Source organism: Gemmatimonas sp. UBA7669 (assembly GCF_002483225.1).
Lineage (GTDB): Bacteria > Gemmatimonadota > Gemmatimonadetes > Gemmatimonadales > Gemmatimonadaceae > Gemmatimonas.
In genome coordinates this window covers 1-16,227 of the sequence record NZ_DLHL01000027.1, presented here as the reverse complement: position 1 = coordinate 16,227, position 16,227 = coordinate 1, and the positions used below count along the sequence as shown (strand labels likewise).

General features: G+C 64.5%; 20 protein-coding genes and 1 other RNA gene. 2 read left to right on the top strand and 19 right to left on the bottom strand.

Annotation, left to right across the window (positions count from 1 at the left end; all coding sequences use genetic code 11):
• Positions 1–6: 6 nt before the first annotated feature.
• From B2747_RS07570 to B2747_RS07495, 17 genes are all read right to left on the bottom strand, one after another.
• Positions 7–591, bottom strand: coding sequence for a nucleotide exchange factor GrpE (locus B2747_RS07570; protein WP_291158608.1), 585 nt, complete (start codon positions 589–591; stop codon positions 7–9).
• A 198-nt stretch (positions 592–789) separates the two neighbouring features.
• Positions 790–2,073, bottom strand: coding sequence for a competence/damage-inducible protein A (locus tag B2747_RS07565; RefSeq protein WP_291158607.1), 1,284 nt, complete (start codon positions 2,071–2,073; stop codon positions 790–792).
• Positions 2,074–2,409: 336 nt separating this feature from the next.
• Positions 2,410–3,213 (bottom strand): VPLPA-CTERM sorting domain-containing protein, encoded by an 804-nt coding sequence (locus B2747_RS07560; RefSeq protein WP_291158606.1) that lies wholly within the window; start codon positions 3,211–3,213, stop codon positions 2,410–2,412.
• Between the two features lie 365 nt (positions 3,214–3,578).
• On the bottom strand, positions 3,579–4,400 hold the full coding sequence (locus tag B2747_RS07555; RefSeq protein WP_291158605.1) for a VPLPA-CTERM sorting domain-containing protein: 822 nt from the start codon (positions 4,398–4,400) through the stop codon (positions 3,579–3,581).
• A 462-nt stretch (positions 4,401–4,862) separates the two neighbouring features.
• Positions 4,863–5,546 carry a CDP-alcohol phosphatidyltransferase family protein gene (locus tag B2747_RS07550; RefSeq protein WP_291158604.1) on the bottom strand — a complete coding sequence of 228 codons (684 nt, stop codon included), beginning with the start codon at positions 5,544–5,546 and terminating at the stop codon, positions 4,863–4,865.
• 10 nt (positions 5,547–5,556) lie between these two features.
• On the bottom strand, positions 5,557–6,234 hold the full coding sequence (locus B2747_RS07545) for a GTP-binding protein (protein WP_291158603.1): 678 nt from the start codon (positions 6,232–6,234) through the stop codon (positions 5,557–5,559).
• Between the two features lie 12 nt (positions 6,235–6,246).
• Entirely contained in the window at positions 6,247–6,735 is a 489-nt protein-coding gene (locus B2747_RS07540; RefSeq protein ID WP_291158602.1) for a roadblock/LC7 domain-containing protein, read from the bottom strand.
• 88 nt (positions 6,736–6,823) lie between these two features.
• On the bottom strand, positions 6,824–7,102 hold the full coding sequence (locus B2747_RS07535; RefSeq protein WP_291158601.1) for a hypothetical protein: 279 nt from the start codon (positions 7,100–7,102) through the stop codon (positions 6,824–6,826).
• Positions 7,099–7,689, bottom strand: coding sequence for a recombination mediator RecR (recR, locus tag B2747_RS07530; RefSeq protein WP_291158600.1), 591 nt, complete (start codon positions 7,687–7,689; stop codon positions 7,099–7,101). Before recR ends, B2747_RS07535 begins: the two co-directional genes overlap by 4 nt.
• Before the next feature lie 23 nt (positions 7,690–7,712).
• On the bottom strand, positions 7,713–8,021 hold the full coding sequence (locus tag B2747_RS07525) for a YbaB/EbfC family nucleoid-associated protein (protein ID WP_291158598.1): 309 nt from the start codon (positions 8,019–8,021) through the stop codon (positions 7,713–7,715).
• A 28-nt stretch (positions 8,022–8,049) separates the two neighbouring features.
• Positions 8,050–9,867 carry a DNA polymerase III subunit gamma/tau gene (gene dnaX / locus B2747_RS07520; RefSeq protein WP_291158597.1) on the bottom strand — a complete coding sequence of 606 codons (1,818 nt, stop codon included), beginning with the start codon at positions 9,865–9,867 and terminating at the stop codon, positions 8,050–8,052.
• A gap of 80 nt (positions 9,868–9,947) precedes the next feature.
• Positions 9,948–10,044, bottom strand: an RNA gene (gene ffs / locus B2747_RS07515) — signal recognition particle sRNA small type.
• 91 nt (positions 10,045–10,135) lie between these two features.
• Complete coding sequence (locus tag B2747_RS07510; RefSeq protein ID WP_291158596.1) at positions 10,136–10,573, bottom strand: hypothetical protein; 438 nt, start codon at positions 10,571–10,573, stop codon at positions 10,136–10,138.
• A 44-nt stretch (positions 10,574–10,617) separates the two neighbouring features.
• Positions 10,618–11,835: a hypothetical protein gene (locus B2747_RS07505; RefSeq protein WP_291158594.1), complete on the bottom strand. Its 1,218-nt coding sequence runs from the start codon at positions 11,833–11,835 to the stop codon at positions 10,618–10,620.
• A gap of 438 nt (positions 11,836–12,273) precedes the next feature.
• Positions 12,274–12,951: a transposase gene (locus tag B2747_RS07500; protein ID WP_343125880.1), complete on the bottom strand. Its 678-nt coding sequence runs from the start codon at positions 12,949–12,951 to the stop codon at positions 12,274–12,276.
• 154 nt (positions 12,952–13,105) lie between these two features.
• Entirely contained in the window at positions 13,106–13,399 is a 294-nt protein-coding gene (locus B2747_RS20245; protein WP_414652189.1) for a transposase, read from the bottom strand.
• 12 nt (positions 13,400–13,411) lie between these two features.
• The gene (locus B2747_RS07495) at positions 13,412–13,819 is read right to left on the bottom strand and encodes a hypothetical protein (protein WP_291158592.1); all 408 of its coding nucleotides are present in this window, start codon (positions 13,817–13,819) and stop codon (positions 13,412–13,414) included.
• 329 nt (positions 13,820–14,148) lie between these two features.
• Between B2747_RS07495 and B2747_RS07490 the strand changes: the two genes are divergently transcribed.
• Positions 14,149–14,442, top strand: a complete 294-nt coding sequence (locus tag B2747_RS07490; protein WP_291158589.1) for a type II toxin-antitoxin system RelE/ParE family toxin — start codon at positions 14,149–14,151, stop codon at positions 14,440–14,442.
• Positions 14,408–14,779 carry a HigA family addiction module antitoxin gene (locus B2747_RS07485; RefSeq protein ID WP_291158588.1) on the top strand — a complete coding sequence of 124 codons (372 nt, stop codon included), beginning with the start codon at positions 14,408–14,410 and terminating at the stop codon, positions 14,777–14,779. The genes B2747_RS07490 and B2747_RS07485 overlap by 35 nt, the downstream gene beginning before the upstream one ends.
• A 438-nt stretch (positions 14,780–15,217) precedes the next feature.
• Here B2747_RS07485 and B2747_RS07480 read toward each other — a convergent pair whose 3' ends face one another.
• Complete coding sequence (locus B2747_RS07480; protein ID WP_291158586.1) at positions 15,218–15,886, bottom strand: hypothetical protein; 669 nt, start codon at positions 15,884–15,886, stop codon at positions 15,218–15,220.
• A gap of 77 nt (positions 15,887–15,963) precedes the next feature.
• Positions 15,964–16,227, bottom strand: a 264-nt coding sequence (locus B2747_RS07475; protein ID WP_291158585.1) for a hypothetical protein, incomplete at its 5' end; no start/stop codon positions are given.

Here is a 16,227-nt window from a genome sequence, read left to right as displayed (position 1 = left end):
TGCGGGTCAGTTCCCGTTCCACTGCTTCACGACGACGCGCGCGGGACGCAGCACGTGGCCGTTGATCACGTAACCAGACTGGAAGCACACCGCGACCACGCCGTCTTCCTCGGCCGACGCGGCGGGTGCCGTGCTCACCGCTTCGTGCAGCGCGGGGTCAAACGCCTTGCCGGTGGCGTCGATGACTTCGAAGCCGTGACCAGCCAGCGACTTGTGCAGCTTCTTCTCGACGAGCTGAATACCGTCCACGACGGTCTTGCTGTCGAGCGTGGACGGATCGACGGTGGCAAAGCGCGTGATGTCGTCCAGCACGTCAAGCAGACCGCGCACGAGTTCACCCTGTGCGCGCCAGCCGGCTTCCTGCCGCTCCTTTGCGGCGCGGCGACGGAAGTTGTCGAACTCGGCGGCCAGGCGCAGATGCTTGTCCTTGAGGTCAGCAATCTCGCGCTGCGCAGCTTCGATCGGCGTGGCCTCACCCTGTTCGGCACCGGTCGACATGGCGTCGACCGTGGCCTCGGTAGTCTGCGCGTCGGTGCTCTGCGCGTCAGCGGTCACGGTGGGGTCGATCGGATCCGTGGCGGAATCAGTCATCGGGTCGGTCTGGGCTGAAAATCGGACGGGACCGCGGGCCGCATGGCGCCGGACTGGCGCGAGACTCGGGCTGTTGGTCCCACAGTGACAGGTCCCCGTACGCGAAGCCGGGGACAAAGGTTACCGGAAACGAATACCCTAAAGTTCGGCGGGTGGGGGGCCGGCGGCAACCGACGGTGATCGCGAGTCTCGACTGATTCAGTTGCCGCGGGCGGTCCAGCCGGTGGCGTCCTCATCACGCGCATACAGCTTGCGCAGCCGGTCGAGGGCCAACTGACTGGCACGCCAGCGAATTTCGCTGCGGTCGCCCGGCAGGATGGCGCGCACCGCGCGCACCTCGCCGCGCAGATCGACGGCCACCCACACGGTGCCCACCGGCTTCTCGGCCGATCCGCCATCGGGGCCCGCGATGCCGGTAATGCCCATGCCAATCGTGCTGCCGAAGCGAAGCCGCGCGCCGGTGGCCATGGCACGGGCCACGGCTTCGCTCACCGCGCCCTGCGATTCGATGACGGCGGCGTCCACGCCCAGCTCACGCGTCTTGACCTCGTTGGCGTAGGCAATCGTGCCGCCAAGAAACACGCGGCTCGAGCCCGGCACGGCCGTGAGACGCATGCCCAACAGGCCTCCGGTGCAGCTCTCGGCCACGGCCATCGTATCGCCGCGTGCGCCCGCATCGGCGAGCATGAGGGCTGCGAGATCGTCGTCGCCTTCGCCATACACAAACCGGCCCACTTTCTCGCGGACCTTGTCGGCCGCCGCGCGCAGCGCACGCTCGGTGTCCATCGCGGGCTTGTTGTACGAAGTGAGACGCAGGTCGACACCGTCGTTGCCCGGCAGATAGGCCAGCGACAGCCCATCCACGCCGCGGGCGAGCTCGCCCAGGCGGTCGGCCAGCGCCGACTCCGCGATGTTGGCCGTGCGCAGGGTGCGCGCGCGCACCACGGGGCCGTGCTGCGGCAAACGGTCACGCAGCCGCGGCAGCATGGTGTCGGCCACCATGCCACGCATTTCACGTGGAACTCCGGGCAGCATGGCCACCCAGCGTCCGCGCGCGTCCTCGAGCCAGATGCCGGGCGCCGAGCCGTGGCGGTTTTCGAGGATGGTGCAGCCTTCGGGGACGAGGGCCTGCTGCCGATTGCTGTCGGGCAGCGCGTGACCGAAGCGCTTGAGCCACCGGGCCTCGAGATTGGCGAGGATGGTCTCGTCCATGACCATGCCGCGCCCAAAGATGGACGCAATGGCGGGCTTGGTCTGGTCGTCGGCCGTGGGGCCCAGGCCGCCGGTGGTGATGACGGCGCCGGTGCGATCGAGGGCCTGCTGGACGGCGTCGCGGATGGCGTCGGCGTCGTCGCCGCAGGTGGTGCGCCGCACGATGCGCACACCGAGGGCGGCGAATTCGCGGGCGAGATGAGCGGCGTTGGTGTCGATGGTGAAGCCGAGCAGGAGCTCGTCGCCGATGGTGACGATTTCGAGATTCATTGGGGAAAGGTACCGCAGTCGTTTGTCGAAGGCAGTCTGGGTTGAACGGCCACTGCAGTCGACTTGCAACTGCGGTCGGGGCGCTGCTACCGCAGTCGGAACCGCACCCGCGGTCTGGGCTACCGAAACGGCGGTCGTGGACTGCTACCGCAGTTGTGGACAGCTACCGCGGTTGGGGTCACACTGCAGTCGGGGTCGTCCGCCCAGGCTGTGGGTCGGGGTTGGGGTCGGGGTTGGGGTCGGGGTCGGGGTCGGGGTCGGGGTCGGGGTCGAAAGAAAAATCCGCCGCAGCCTCGGTGGCTGCGGCGGATTCCGAAAACAAACGGCGAATTGAACTCAGGCCGAGCGGCGACGACGAACAGCAACCAAACCGGCGAGGCCGGTCAGGAGCAGCGCAGCCGAGGCGGGCTCGGGGACGGTGCTCGTCGGGCCAAAGTCCCAGGTCTGTACATCCTGACCGGCGAAGCCCAGGCGTACAAGATCCACCGCGCCGTCAAAGCTTCCAGCGTCGGGCAGTCCCCCGAGGCCAACACTGATGCCATAAACGACCGCGTCGGACCCGAGGCATGAGTTCCACGAAGAGAGCGTTACATACAGGCTGCTATTGCACGCTTGCTGCCCACCCGAGAAGCGCCACCATTTGCCGGTGTTCAGGTCGTTGGTAAGCGTCTGCCATACGCCTTCTGGCGCCGTCTGCGTGCCCGAAGGATCGTTGTAGGCATACTCCCAGATCAACTCACTCAGGACCGTACTGTTTGACGACGCGACAAATAGGCGGAGTGCTGGCGACTGAACGGCTCCGGTCGTCGACGAAACTCCTCGATACCAATCAAAGCCAACCGTCGACAGGTTGGACAACAGGCCGAAACCACCAGAGCTAGAGAGCAACGCGACCCGATGGCGCAGACCACTTGGGGTGTTGGGGTCGCCGGAAAAGCGGAGAACGCCATCAACCGTGCCACGGTCGTAGTCACCCGGAGCATAGAAAAGCTCCTGCGTGCCGCGGATCGCTTCTGCTCCACCAAAACGATTGAGCGGGGCCCAGCCTTGCGTGCCGTCGATTGCGGTCACGCTAGTCTGCGCAGCCGCGCTGCTCGCCGCAATTGCGAGCCCTGCGAATAGTGAGAGGGTCTTCTTCATGACACCTGCGGAGGAGGAGGAGGAGGGAGGAGGAGTGCATCGTCGCGTCACGTACCAGCCGAACACGGCCTGCATGACGTGCGCAACTCCTCATGAAGCCGCAATTATCGTTCCGGAATCTGAACGTCATACTCAGCGGGGAATTCCAGTGGCGCGCATCACAAAACTGCCTCTCGAGAGCAACTTCGTGTGGCGTCCACCGAACAATGATGCGGGATTCATCCATCGGACCAACGGCTCAGGCCGGCATGGGGAAAACGGCTCCCGACGTCCCGCGTGGCCACGGGTCAGCACGCCCCGATCGGGCAACAGAAAACGCCGCAGCCTTTCGGCTGCGGCGTCATCCCAGGTGGTGCCCTGCCCGCTCAGGCCGTCCGGCGACGGCGCGCTGCGGCCAGGCCCGCGAGGCCGGCAAGCACGAGCACGGCCGATGCCGGCTCCGGCACGGCCGTGTGGCGGCCCGAGAGCACGCCAACCAGCAGCATGTCGGCGTCATAGTCGCCGGCCGCGAACGCATTGCCTGCGTAGTCCGTGAAGGCATCGTTGCCCGTGAAGTTGCTGTTTACAATCCACGAGTTGGTCGCGGCATCGTAGGTCCCCATGTCGCCGGCCAGGCCACCGGTGAAGCGCACCGCGTCGATGCTCGCATCACTGCCCAGGCCAAAGAGGCTGAAGTCGATGAAGCTGAAGAAGCCCGTCGAGCCCGAGCCCGCCTTGTACGACTGCGCGGCAATGTACCGCATGTCCGACCACGCGCCGCCGCTGTACACGCTTGTGTAGAACAGCTCGGAGCCATTTTTCGCGTCGCCGTTCTCGAAGACGAAGAGGTCGAAGCCCGTCGCATTCGCGAGGCCGCCGCTGTAGGTCAGCTCGAGCGCGCCACGTGCGCCACCGTTCGTGAGGATGACACTGCCCCACCCGTTCTGGCAGTCGAACCCGGTGGCACAGGCCATCGCCGTGGGACGCAGGTTCCCGCCCGTCACGTGCACGCTGTGGAAGTCCGTCGAGCCACTCACCAGGACCCGATTCGTGGCCCCAGACCGCGTGATGCTGCTTGGCTGCAAACCAAGGTCATAGCTGACCGACGTGGGGTTGCCCGTAATGCCACCGCTGATGGTGACCGTCTGGGCGTGGGCAGCACCGGCCGAAGCCAGTGTGAGTGCGGCGAGGGAGAGAATGCGTCGCATGTGTGGGGCTGGGAGGAGGGAGGGGGAAGCTGGTCGCCATGCAGACGGGCCAGGCCGACGGCTTCCGTATTCCGCTACCTGCAATTCCCATTCCGACGGTGCAATTCTCGCGCTGCACTTTGCTTCGCTCGCAACACCCATCGCCTGACACCATTCGGGAGCAACTTTGTGTGGTGCTCCCGCCACATGATGCGGCATTCATCCCTCGGACCTATTGTTGAGCTCGCCCCAGCCTCGACCCAAACCTCGACCCGGACCTCGACCCCAACCCCGACCCGGACCCCGACCCCGACCCACAGCTCAGGCGGACGACCCCGACTGCGGTGTGACCCCAACCGCGGTAGCAGTCCCAAACCGCGGTAGCTGTCCACAACCGCCGTTTCGGTAGCCCAGACCGCGGGTGCGGTTCCGACTGCGGTAGCAGCCCCCCGACCGCAGTGGCAAGTCGACCGCAGTGGCTGTTCAGCCCAGACCGCGGTTCCCCCCGAAGACCACAAAGCCGTATCTCCGCAGATACAACACCAGACTCCACACCGTCAGCGCGACCGCCCCCACCATACTCACCACGCCGACCCCCCCATTGAACCACGCAAAAAACCGGAACCCCGACTCCCCGAGCCACGACTGCTGTTCCGCCAGCGTGTGCGCAAAAAACCAGAAGTACGCCGCTCCCAACCAGATGCTCTGAAACGTCGTCTTCCACTTGGCCGGCCCAATCGCCGCGATCACGAGACCACGCCGCGCCGCGATCTGGCGGAACACCGTCATGAACAGCTCGCGCCCCAGCACCACCACCACGATCCACAGCGGCAGCGCCACTTCACCGATCGGCGTGAGGAACAGGAAGGGCGGCGCGTCGGGGCTGTCCACCGGCACCACAAACGCCTCATGCCGCTGCAGGAAGTACATCGGCACCAGCGTCGCCACCAGCAGCGCCTTGTCCGCCAGCGGGTCCAGCAGCCGGCCCAGATCGGTCACCAGATTGCGCGTGCGCGCCAGGTGCCCGTCCCAATAGTCCGTGATGGCCGCAATCAAGAAGAGCACGAACGCCGCCAGACGCGCGCTCCACGACGTGGCGAATGGCAGCCACGCAATCAGTGGGGTGAGAGCGATGCGGCCCACGGTGATTGCGTTCGGAAGATTCACGGCAGGGGGGCTACGCCAGTGTCTTCAGCACCAGCTTGGAAACGGCCTTGAGCGTATCGAAGACCCCGTCGCCTGTGACGGCCACGGCTTCGAAGTGGGGAACCCGCTCCACCCACTCGCCGGTGGGCAGCTGGTGTACAAGATAGTCACCCGGGCGGAAGGGATCAGGGGCTGGACGCATCCGGGTCGGGTCCGTGACCTCCCACCCGGGGTTCAGCATCTCCTGCAGCTCGGCCAGCGGGGCCGCATTGGGCAGGTCCCGCTTGTTGTACTGGATGACAAAGGGCATGCGCGTCAGGTCGTAGCCATACGCCGCCATGTTGTCATACAGGTTCTGCATGGACTCGAGATTGGCCTCGGCGCGCTCGGCCTGCGAGTCGGCCACGAACACCACCCCGTCCACGCCCTTGAGAATGAGCTTGCGGCTGGCGTTGTAGTACACCTGCCCCGGCACCGTATACAGGTGGAAGCGTGTCTTGAAGCCGCGGATCGTGCCCAAGTCCACCGGCAGGAAATCGAAGAACAGCGTGCGTTCCGTTTCCGTGGCCAGCGAAATCAGCTTGCCGCGCGTGTTCGGCGACACCTTGCCGTACACGTATTCGAGATTGGTGGTCTTGCCGCCGAGTCCGGGACCGTAGAAGACGATCTTGCAGTTGATCTCGCGCGACGCGTAGTTGATCATCGACATCGACGCGGCCCTCTACTGGAAGAGGCGGTCGATCTCGTCTTCGGCGCCGGCGAGGAATCCCGGTGGCGCCGACTGAGCCGCGCCGCCTCGCGCAAACACTCCCTCGAAAATCTTCGTCAGTTCGTCCACCGCGGCCTTCATGCGCAGCCGCACGAGACCCAGCGTGGTGCGGTTGTCGAAGAGCACCACGAGAATCACCCGCCGCGCGATGTCGGCCAGATACATCGACTCGCGCTCGCCCTGGTGGAAGAGCACGTTGAAGTCGCTCTCGCCGATGAGCCGCGCCAGCTGATCGTTGGCGCTGAAGTCCGCCGCCGTGAGCGTGGCGAAGGCCGTCGCGTCGAAGTTGGGCGGCTCGCCCACCGTGGCAACAAGTTGGCCACTGCGATCCACGAGCAGCGCACAGCGCGCCTTGGCGTCGTAGAGAAACCGCTGGAGCGTAATCGTGATGGCCCCGAAGTCGTCCTCGGTGAACGACCAGGTGGCAGCGCCGATGGGCATGATGACGGGGGTACCGGTGACGTCGGCCCGGGTGCCGACCCTGTGACGTTAACCCGTCACTCGGGACTGGCAACCCGGCACCGCAATTCTAGGAACGTAACAGCCGTTCCGTGCGCCGGAGGACCCCGCGGGCCCGGCGCCGCAACAGCGGGCTCGGCTCCCACTCCAGGTAGTCACGAAGGAGCCGCGCACTATCAACGCTCGGATGGGCCCGAAGGTAACCGAGTGCGGCGAGTCGCTTCACCTTGTCGGGATGAAACAGGGCAAGACGGTGACGGCGCTGGGTGGCACTCCACCCCAGCAACCCCACCGCCATCCCCACCAGCACACCGGCCGCCACCCAGCCGGCCGTCTTGGACTTGCTCATGTCATCTCCCGCCGCGCGGTCAGGGCCTGCGCGATTGTCACGCCGTCGGCGTATTCAAGGTCACCGCCCACCGGCAGCCCGCGGGCAATCCGCGTGATGCGCACCTGGTGCGGCGCCAGTTGTTTTTGGATGTACAGCGCCGTCGCCTCGCCCTCGAGCGACGGATTGGTGGCCAGGATGACCTCCCGCACGCCCTCGGGCTCGAGACGGGCCAGCAGCGAGCCCACCGTCAGGTCGTCAGGCCCCACCCCGTCCAATGGGGAGAGCCGCCCGCCCAGAACGTGATAGAGCCCGCGAAACTCGCCGGCGCGCTCGATGGACGCGATGTCGCTGGCCTCCTCCACCACACAGAGCGTGGACGCGTCGCGGCGCGGATCGCTGCACAGCGCGCAGAGCGGCATCTCCGTGAGGTTGTGGCAGCGCTCACAGGGGCGCACGCGCTCCGTGAGGGCCACCAGCGCCTCCGCCAGCTTGCGGCTCTGCGCCGGAGGCTGTCGCAGCAGGTGATACGTGAGCCGCTGCGCCGTCTTGCGCCCGATGCCGGGCAGACGCGCCAGTTCGCTCGTGAGTTCGTCGATGACCGACACGTCGCCTCAGAACCGCGCGAAGGTCAGAACGGCAGCTTGAACGGCAAGTCGATGCCGCCCGTGACCTTCTGCAACTCCATCTGCATGGCATCGGCCGCCTTCTTCTGCGCTTCGGCCACCGCCACGACAATGAGATCTTCCACCATCTCCTTGTCGTTCATGATGGACGGATCGATCTGGATGCGCTTGAGTTGCATCTTGCCATCGACATCGGCGGACACCATCCCACCGCCAGCCAGCGCGCTGAACGTGCGCTGCGACATCTCTTCCTGCATGGCCTGCATGCGGGACTGCATGTCCTTGAACTGGCCGAGCATCTTGAACAAATCCATCGGGTGTGTAGTAGAGTGTGAAAGGCGCTTAGTCCATCAGTTCCAGGTCGAGCGCCTGCACGGCGGCTTCGAGCAACGGATCCTTGGCCGCCAGGTGCGACGTGCGCTGCTTCTGCACATCGTGCGCGGTGAGGCGCTTGGTGGGGCGCGCGCTCGTGCCTGCGGCGCCTTGCGCCGAGGCTGCAGCGCCCGCGGCCTGCACACGCAGACCGGTCACGCCACGCAGCACTTCCTGCATGGCCTGCACGACATCGTGCCGCGCGCCGTCCACGGCCTGCGCAAACGTGTCGTCCGTGACCTCATACGCCACCGTCAGCACACCGTTCCCGTCCACTGACAGGGGCTGCATGCGCTGCACCGCCTGCGCCAGCATGCCGCGGCCACGTGACTGAATGGCTTCCACCACACGGTTCCAGCGCTTCTGCACCTGCTCCACCGACGGGGGGGCGCCCGGTGCTTCAGCCGGCGCCGAGCGTGGCGGGGCCAGCTGTGCCGCGGCTGCCGCCTCGGCCACCTGCTGCGTGGCCGTGCGCGGAATGGCCACCTGCGGAATTGCCACCTGCGGCATGGGCGGCGCGGGAATCGCATGCGCGGACGACGCGGCGGCCACCGCCGGCGGCGGCGAGGGCGGCAGTGCGTGCGCCGAGGCCACGCGCGGCTCATGCGCTACGCGGCGCGGCGGCGGATCATCGTGCCCGCCCCCGCCAAAGCCCTTGAGCACTTCTTCGAGCTCGACGGTGCGATCCATGAGCGCGAAGCGCACCAGCAGCGTCTCCAGCAAGAGCTGCGGCTGTCCGCTGCGGCGATACATGGGCTCGAGTTCGAGCAGGGCATGCAACATGCGCAGCAGGTCGCCGCCCGCCACGCGGCCCTTGCGTTCACTCAGCGCCGCGCGAAGACGCTCCGACAAGTCGGGTAGTTCACCACCCAGCGCCAGCGCGAGCTGTGCGCGCAACAAATCGCCCAGGCCCGCCAGCACCAGCACGAAGTCCACACCGTTGTCGGCCAGGCGCTGCACGGCCGGAAACACGTCGGCCGCACGTCGCTCGGCCACCAGGTCCAGCAGCGCGAGAAACTCCTCGTCGGGCACGAGGCCCAGCGCTTCGCGCACGCGCTCAGCCGTCACCTCGGCGCTCGCGCCAATGGACAGCACCTGGTCGGTGAGCGAGAGCGCGTCACGCAATCCGCCGTCGGCGGCGCGGGCGATCATGCCCAGCGCTTCCGGTTCGAACCTGACCTCTTCTTCGCTGAGCACGGCCGCGAGGCGCTCGCGGATTTCCGACGGCCCGATGCGCTTGAGGTCAAAGCGCTGCAGACGCGAAAGCACCGGTGCGGCGGCTTGCGCGATTTTCTGCGGCTCGGTGGTGGCAAACACGAACACCACGCGTGGCGGCGGCTCCTCAAGCACCTTGAGCAGCGCGTTCCAGGCCTCACGCGTGAGCATGTGCGCCTCGTCCACGATATAGACCTTGTAGCGGTCCTCACCGGAGGGCGCGTACATGGCGCGCTCGCGCAGATCGCGGGCGTCGTCCACGCCGCGGTTGGAGGCGGCGTCGATTTCCACCACGTCGAGCGAGGCCGAGCCGCTCCAGATCTTCTGGCAGCTGCCGCACTGCCCGCAGGGTTCGCCGGCCAGGGCCGGGTCGCCGCGGCGCTCGCAGTTGAGCGCCATGGCCAGCACGCGGGCCAGCGTCGTCTTGCCCGTGCCGCGCGGGCCGCAGAGCAGATAGCCGTGCGCCACGCGTCCGCGGGCAATGGCGCCCTTGAGCGTATTGGCCACGTGATTCTGCACCGCGACGGTGGCGAAGTTGCGCGGGCGGTATTTCCGGGCGAGGGCGAGCGACATGCCGGAATCTACTGCAAAAACGGTGGGGAAAGAAAAAGCGCGCAGCCCATCACTCGGGAGAGTGAAAAGGCTGCGCGCAGTGCCCCGGGCCTGACGAAGCGACGACAGGATCCACGTACCGCTGCTACCTGCGGGGTCCTGACGGAGTTGGCGGGCTGACGCCCTCCGGGACCCGGGACCTGTAGAAGGTACCACACCCGGCCGGCCGGCGGTACTGCCCCAACCGCTGTTCAATAAACGGCTCGGGGGCCCCCCAAGAGAGGACCGTTCACCTCACGTTGAACGCATTGCTTACACGATCGACCGCGGGAAGCAGCGTTCGAGCGGTATCGCGAACATCGAAACGCAGTCGATAGACCCCCCGCTCAACCAAGGGAAAATCAACGGCGACCACGAGGCGCTCACCAGGAGCCAGTCGGTTGAGGACGGCGTCGCACGAAAAGTCTGTGCTTGCAACCACCCACGTCGACCGTTCCTGACGCTCCAGCGTCTGCGGGCAATGACCGAGAAGGATCTCTGAGTCCTGCAGATTGCTGAAGGTGACGTTGATCGGACCTGCGCCGAGCACCACTTCCTCGCTGGCGGAGATCGCAACCCGTGGGTCGGTCGTTGGGTCGGTCGACGATCCGCCGCAGCCAGCAAGAAGGCCGCCAATCAGCACGAATGGGACCGCTATGGTCGCGTGAAAGGAAGTGCTCTTGATCATGACTCGTACTCCGCGGTTGTTGTTGAGGCTGCGGTTACACCAGACTACCAAACGAAATACACGTCGTTCCCAAGAGCCAGGTTCACAAATCCCGCGCTGCTGAACCATGTGCTGCCAACCCCACCTTGAAAGAGGGTGCCAACGGCGCGCGGTGTAGTGGGCTGACCTACCGTGCTTGGAATATACACAGTGCCACCACTATCGCCTCCTTCAGTGGTTGCCGTCGCGTTCATCGCGCAAAGGGTCCACATTCCCGGAAGCAGGGTGGACTGTCGATCCTGACAGCTTACAACTACGGTGCCGGTCGTCTGACCTCTCGTACGCCCAACCCGAGTAATGGTCTCTCCCAAGACCGCGCCGGTAACGCCACTTCCTGCATATGCTCGCCATCCTAGGTAGGAAGGATTCGCCGGTGGTGTGGTGGCAGTCGAAATCGCAGCCGTCGCCCATCCGATTGGAATGGTGTCCCGAACGGCAATCAAGGCGACGTCAGCGTAACGACACCAAACGTACCCGCCCCCGCACGATGTATAGACCTGTGCAATTCGAGAGACGTTCCCGATCGGTCTTGCTGATGATGGCTGACCGAATGTCTCGCCAACCAAGGAGATCTGGCTCTGCGTGCAGTGTGCAGCAGTCGTCATTACGGGTCGACTCATGTCCGGATAGGGATCGTTCGGCCCAATGGTCATATGGCCAAGGAATCCGATCGAGCAATCGCCAACGATGCTGTTGGTAACTTGAATTCCTCCTCGCAAGGTAGCAAAGGTCGACTGAAGACCCGCTTGGACGTCATATCCGTTGGTCTCGAGCGCAACTTTGGCTTCACGCGCCCCTATCTTCTGGGCTGCCAGTTGACTCTCTACCCACGACTTGCCGACCTCTGTTCGAACGTTCACCAGTACGGAGTTGGTTCGCTCGTCGATGCCAATACCTGCGACATCGCGATGCGAAGCGACGGAGCTGCGAATCTTCTCGTAGTACCCCATCAGCTCAGCGTAGTCGTACATGACTTTGAACGCCTCAATGCGCCGTGCGGTGAGGTCGGCACGTGAATTGCGGCGAAGCCAACCGTGGACTAACTCTTCGGTTTCCCGGCTAACTTCGCCCGTCTTGGTGGCGACGACTAGCTGGCCGTTCTCACCCACCCAAAAGCCGCCGAACGAGTGGTCACGTGCCGCAATCTCTTGAAAGTCTTCTCGGAGAGTGCGCAACACTGGCTGATTCTTCGCCCCTGACATCGACCTCGCGGGTTCGTCCATCGAGTCGGCAGCAGTGCTGCGACTAGGCTCACAAGCTGCGGCCAAGAGTGAAAGGCTCAATACCGTTGACGCTTTGACGTAACTTCTCATGCGCCCGCTCCATCAAGAGAGTGAATAGCTTGCTTACGGTCACTGGCCGTAAGCCGATTCGTCGGCGCAAGCCGGGATGTTCAGCATTTCGAACACTGCGCAAGCGCTGAAGTGGTGGCGATACGACGATCGAAGTTTCGAACGACCTTAACCGATGGGAAGGCCAAGCATTCCAACTCACCTTCGGTCTACTGATCGTCCTCTCGCGCCCTCTGAGATGAAGCTACCCGCCGAGCAACACTCCTCACGCGAGAGACTTGTGCGAATCGTCTTCACTCAGCCACATCAAAGCTGAAGTCAGCTTTGTGAATTATTCCCAATCTTGCAATAGGTCAAACACCCTATTGACTATTGCCCAGAAGTCATTGTTTGCGGAGAATGAAGTCTACGAGCCGAGCCCATCCGCGGGTTCGGCGATACAAAGTCGCTCTTTACTTGGCAGAACGCTGAGAAAGCCGGAGCTTGACGAGCGGATCCGTGCTGCGGCGGAGATTTGGCGCTGATTGGCGTCGAACACGGCCGGTTCTGCAGGCCTCGCGGCTTCCCTTGGGCGGCGTCCGCGCTATTGCCGTGGCGCGTGAAGCTGCCTTCGGCCTGGGGGCAGGCCGGTATGAGGCGCCGCAAGCGCATCAGGTTGTACGCGGCGCACGCGACGGTGACGATCCAATCGACTCGTGTGGTGCCCCGATGCTTCACTTTCCGCAGTCCGGCGAGGTTTCTTGGCCAGCCGAACACCTCCTCGATTATTTTGCGCGCGCGTTGGCCGATCGCGTAGACCTCTTGGCGCGTGGTGCGCCCATCGATGGCGCTGCCCTTCGCCCTCTCCGCCACGTGCGGCGTGAAGTCGGCTGCGCAGGCGCCCTCCACGAAGTCCCGCGTACCGTAGCCCTTGTCGGCGCCCACGGTCGCGCGCAGCGCGAGGCCGGCAATGCCTCGCAGGAGACTCAGCGCATCGTCCACTTCGGCTCGCCCATTCAGACTGCACACCACGGTGCTCACCACCAAACCGTGGCGATTGTCGACCAGCGCGCTCGCCTAGTACGCGAGGATCGACGCGACGTTGAACGATTTGCGGGCCCTGGGCGCCTCTGGATCCATCACGGACTGACGGGTCGTGTTGCGCCGCTTCTCGCCATGAACACTCACGCCGTCATTGCCCGGATCTACCGGTCAATCCGAGTCATCGTCCTTCGGTCGTACACTCGTTGACTCGCCCAGGCCCAGAGCGGCGTCCCATCGACCGAGAAGTGTTCGGCGAGAGCAGGCGCGCCCGCTCCGCCGTCGCCACGGTACGCGCGAGGCACTGCGCCGCGATGTCCCCTTCAAGCAGCCGCTGCCGATGCTTGGTGAACGTTGTGGCGTACCACGCCGCCACCTCGAGATCAAGACCGACAAACCAGCAGTAGAGCAGATTGTACCCGAGCTGCCAGACGAGCTGCCGTTCGCTCCTAATCGAATAGAGGAGCTGCAGCAGCAGCGCGCGCAGCTACTGCTCGGGCGGAATCGACAGGCGACCCGTCGGGTTGTAGAGCGCCTCGCATCGCTCGCCCCTGACTGAAGTCGTGCCAGCATACAACAACGCTGGCGTCACACCAGAGGTGACGCGAGCTATTTCAGCATCCTGCGAGGGCAGCACCGCGTTGATGATCAGATAGTCCCGGTTTGGCCGCACATCCACCTTGGTGCGCTCTACCACAACCGGCGTGCCACCGGGCGGCCTGGCGATGAGTCGCACGCAGCCGTCGAACATCTCCTTGAACTGCAGCGTGTAGACCCCGTCGGTGGACGTCTTCGTGCTGCCTGCCTGGGCAGTGCCATCAGATTCGCAGGTTGGGTGGATCAGCCTGACCTCGACCGGCACGTCCGCCACCGCCAATCCTGCGGTGTTGGACACGTTGCCCGTGACGGTAAAGGTTCCCGCCACACCGGTGGTTGCGTCTCGGCAAGCCGCAAAGATAAAAAGTACAACCAACAGCGGCCACCGTATCGATCTCACCCGCATAGTTCCACTTCCAGAGTCGACGATCCTTGCCTCGACACCAACTTGCAGGTTCCGTCGCACTTTCCCGGTACATGCTTGCCATCTTACCTCCAAAGTAAGTGGACCGAACGGACGGGGCGATTTTTTGCTCAAGGCAGTACACCAGGTAGTCTGAGCCTGTTTCGTCCCATGTCGTGTAGCTGGGACTGGCAACTATAACAGATGCCGTTATAATAGATACTGTGATACGCACCTTCGCCGACCTCGCCACCGAGGACCTCTTCAATGGCGTGGACAGCCGCCGCGCCAGGAAGGCCTGTCCGAGCGGCCTGTGGCCGGTGGTCATGCGAAAGCTGACGCAACTCAACCGGGTGCGCGATCTCCGAGAACTTGCCATACCGCCGGGCAATCGTCTGGAAGCGTTGCGTGGGACACGGATTGGTCAGCACAGTATTCGGATAAACGATCAGTACCGGATCTGTTTCCGGTGGGAGGATGGCTATGCCGACGACGTCGAAGTCACGGACTATCACTAAGGCGCCGAAGAGTGCGCCGCTGGTCCAACGCCGCCTCCCCACCCATCGGCCGCCCACGCATCCGGGTGAGATGCTGCTCGAGGAGTTTCTCAAGCCCCTCGGCATCTCGCAGTCCGCGTTTGCCATTCAGCTTGGCGTCTCGTTTCCGCGACTGAACGAGGTCATCAATGCCAAGCGGGCGGTCACTCCGGACACGGCGCTCCGGCTCGCGCAGGTCACGGGCATGAGTGCGGACTTCTGGCTCGGTCTCCAGCAGGACTGGGACCTGTGGCATGCGCTCCGTTCCAAGGAAGCGGAGCAAATTGCCAAGTTGAAGCGGCTACCTCGTACGGGCTGACCAGCAGAAGTCAGCGGACGCCGATGGTCAGCGACCGCCCCGTTGGCCTTCTCTTGCTTGCACTTCCGCCGTCCAGTTCGCGCGATCCACCACTACCTCTCGGTAAGCGCGCCCCGTTGTGAAAAATCCGAGCTGATACAGCGACCGACGCGAATTGCTGCCGAGCACGGGGAAACGGTGGAACACCACATGCGTCGAGTCCATTGTCTGTGCCGATGAACGTCGTGTGGAGCTCTTCAGCGCGCGCCACGCGACATGCACGGCGCGACACACCTCGGGATTCGCATCGTCGGCAATGTCACGCGCAACACGAACCATACCGGGGAATTTGTCGCAACGCAGTAGGCGGGAAGCACCGGCAATGAGCTGTGGTGGTGACGCCCACATCACTGTTGCCAGCAACGGCATCAGCCACCACAGGCTGCTTGTCAACGCCGCCTACCGCCCAAACCCGAACCTGAACGCCATCGAGTACGTGGGCTCAGGTGCACCAGGCTGCGAGCCTGCGGCAAACGGTCGACTGATTGCTGGTGTCAGCATGAACTGTTGACCGAATCGCAAGCCGACCCCCACGCCTGTTTCGCCAAGGCTGCGCGAAAACGTGGTGCGCTGCCCCTCGAATCCACTGGTGTTTCGCAAATGCAACACACCGAGGCGTGCGAATGGCACGAGAGTAAGTGAACCCGCAGAGAGCGCTCGCCCTACACTGAGGCCAGCCGCCCCCTGCACCTGGTGCAGGTTGTAGCCCTGGTTTGCGGGCCCGTCCTGCCACGCGGCCTGCACATACGGACAGGCACGCAGCCCCTTCTCCGCCGCAGGACCCGCTCGCCAGCTAGCACTCGCCCCAACCGCGCGGGCATCGGTTGAGCCAAACGACGTGCCGCGCACGCCGGCTTGCGCGCCCAACTGCAGGCGGCTGCCCAACCGCTCATACGCAGCCAACACGATGCGCTGCGCACCAGCACCGGCAATCGTGCCGCCAACCGCATTCCTCATGTTACTCACGGCAAGTCCGCCCATGCACTCCTGCGCCGATAGCGCGGCCACGGGAAACACGAGCGCAGCGCCCATTGACCACACCACCCGCCCCACACGTAATGTCGCCATGAGACTCTCCGTTGAAAGGAATTGCCGCATCTGCACCTCACCTGCCCCATCCGCACCATCAGGTGTCATGCTGGATCTCACGAGCCCTTCGTCACCGAAAAGCGAAGACTCCCGCGGTTCTGCAGTCGACTGACGTCGACGGTATCAACCACGGTACCACCCGAGCTTTGCACCACATCAAGTACCTGCGACTCAGCGACGAAGTGCATCTCGTACGGAATTCGCCCACGAATGCGCTTCCAGAAACGCCGCAGATGCTCTCGTCGCACGGTGTACAGAAGTGATGCGAGGGTACCGGGACGCACCAGAGGCCCTATCAGGGTGCTGAGAAAGCCGGTGTT

What these genes read in the sequence shown, in the direction of transcription:
- B2747_RS07525 (WP_291158598.1), bottom strand. Translation starts at nt 8,021, where the DNA reads ATGGATTTGTTCAAGATGCTCGGCCAGTTCAAGGACATGCAGTCCCGC.
- B2747_RS07505 (WP_291158594.1), bottom strand. Translation starts at nt 11,835, where the DNA reads ATGGACGAACCCGCGAGGTCGATGTCAGGGGCGAAGAATCAGCCAGTG.
- B2747_RS07485 (WP_291158588.1), top strand. Translation starts at nt 14,408, where the DNA reads ATGCCGACGACGTCGAAGTCACGGACTATCACTAAGGCGCCGAAGAGT.
- B2747_RS07535 (WP_291158601.1), bottom strand. Translation starts at nt 7,102, where the DNA reads ATGAGCAAGTCCAAGACGGCCGGCTGGGTGGCGGCCGGTGTGCTGGTG.
- B2747_RS07565 (WP_291158607.1), bottom strand. Translation starts at nt 2,073, where the DNA reads ATGAATCTCGAAATCGTCACCATCGGCGACGAGCTCCTGCTCGGCTTC.
- B2747_RS07545 (WP_291158603.1), bottom strand. Translation starts at nt 6,234, where the DNA reads ATGTCGATGATCAACTACGCGTCGCGCGAGATCAACTGCAAGATCGTC.
- B2747_RS07510 (WP_291158596.1), bottom strand. Translation starts at nt 10,573, where the DNA reads ATGATCAAGAGCACTTCCTTTCACGCGACCATAGCGGTCCCATTCGTG.
- B2747_RS07480 (WP_291158586.1), bottom strand. Translation starts at nt 15,886, where the DNA reads ATGGCGACATTACGTGTGGGGCGGGTGGTGTGGTCAATGGGCGCTGCG.
- dnaX (WP_291158597.1), bottom strand. Translation starts at nt 9,867, where the DNA reads ATGTCGCTCGCCCTCGCCCGGAAATACCGCCCGCGCAACTTCGCCACC.
- B2747_RS07540 (WP_291158602.1), bottom strand. Translation starts at nt 6,735, where the DNA reads ATGCCCATCGGCGCTGCCACCTGGTCGTTCACCGAGGACGACTTCGGG.
- B2747_RS07570 (WP_291158608.1), bottom strand. Translation starts at nt 591, where the DNA reads ATGACTGATTCCGCCACGGATCCGATCGACCCCACCGTGACCGCTGAC.
- B2747_RS07555 (WP_291158605.1), bottom strand. Translation starts at nt 4,400, where the DNA reads ATGCGACGCATTCTCTCCCTCGCCGCACTCACACTGGCTTCGGCCGGT.
- B2747_RS07560 (WP_291158606.1), bottom strand. Translation starts at nt 3,213, where the DNA reads ATGAAGAAGACCCTCTCACTATTCGCAGGGCTCGCAATTGCGGCGAGC.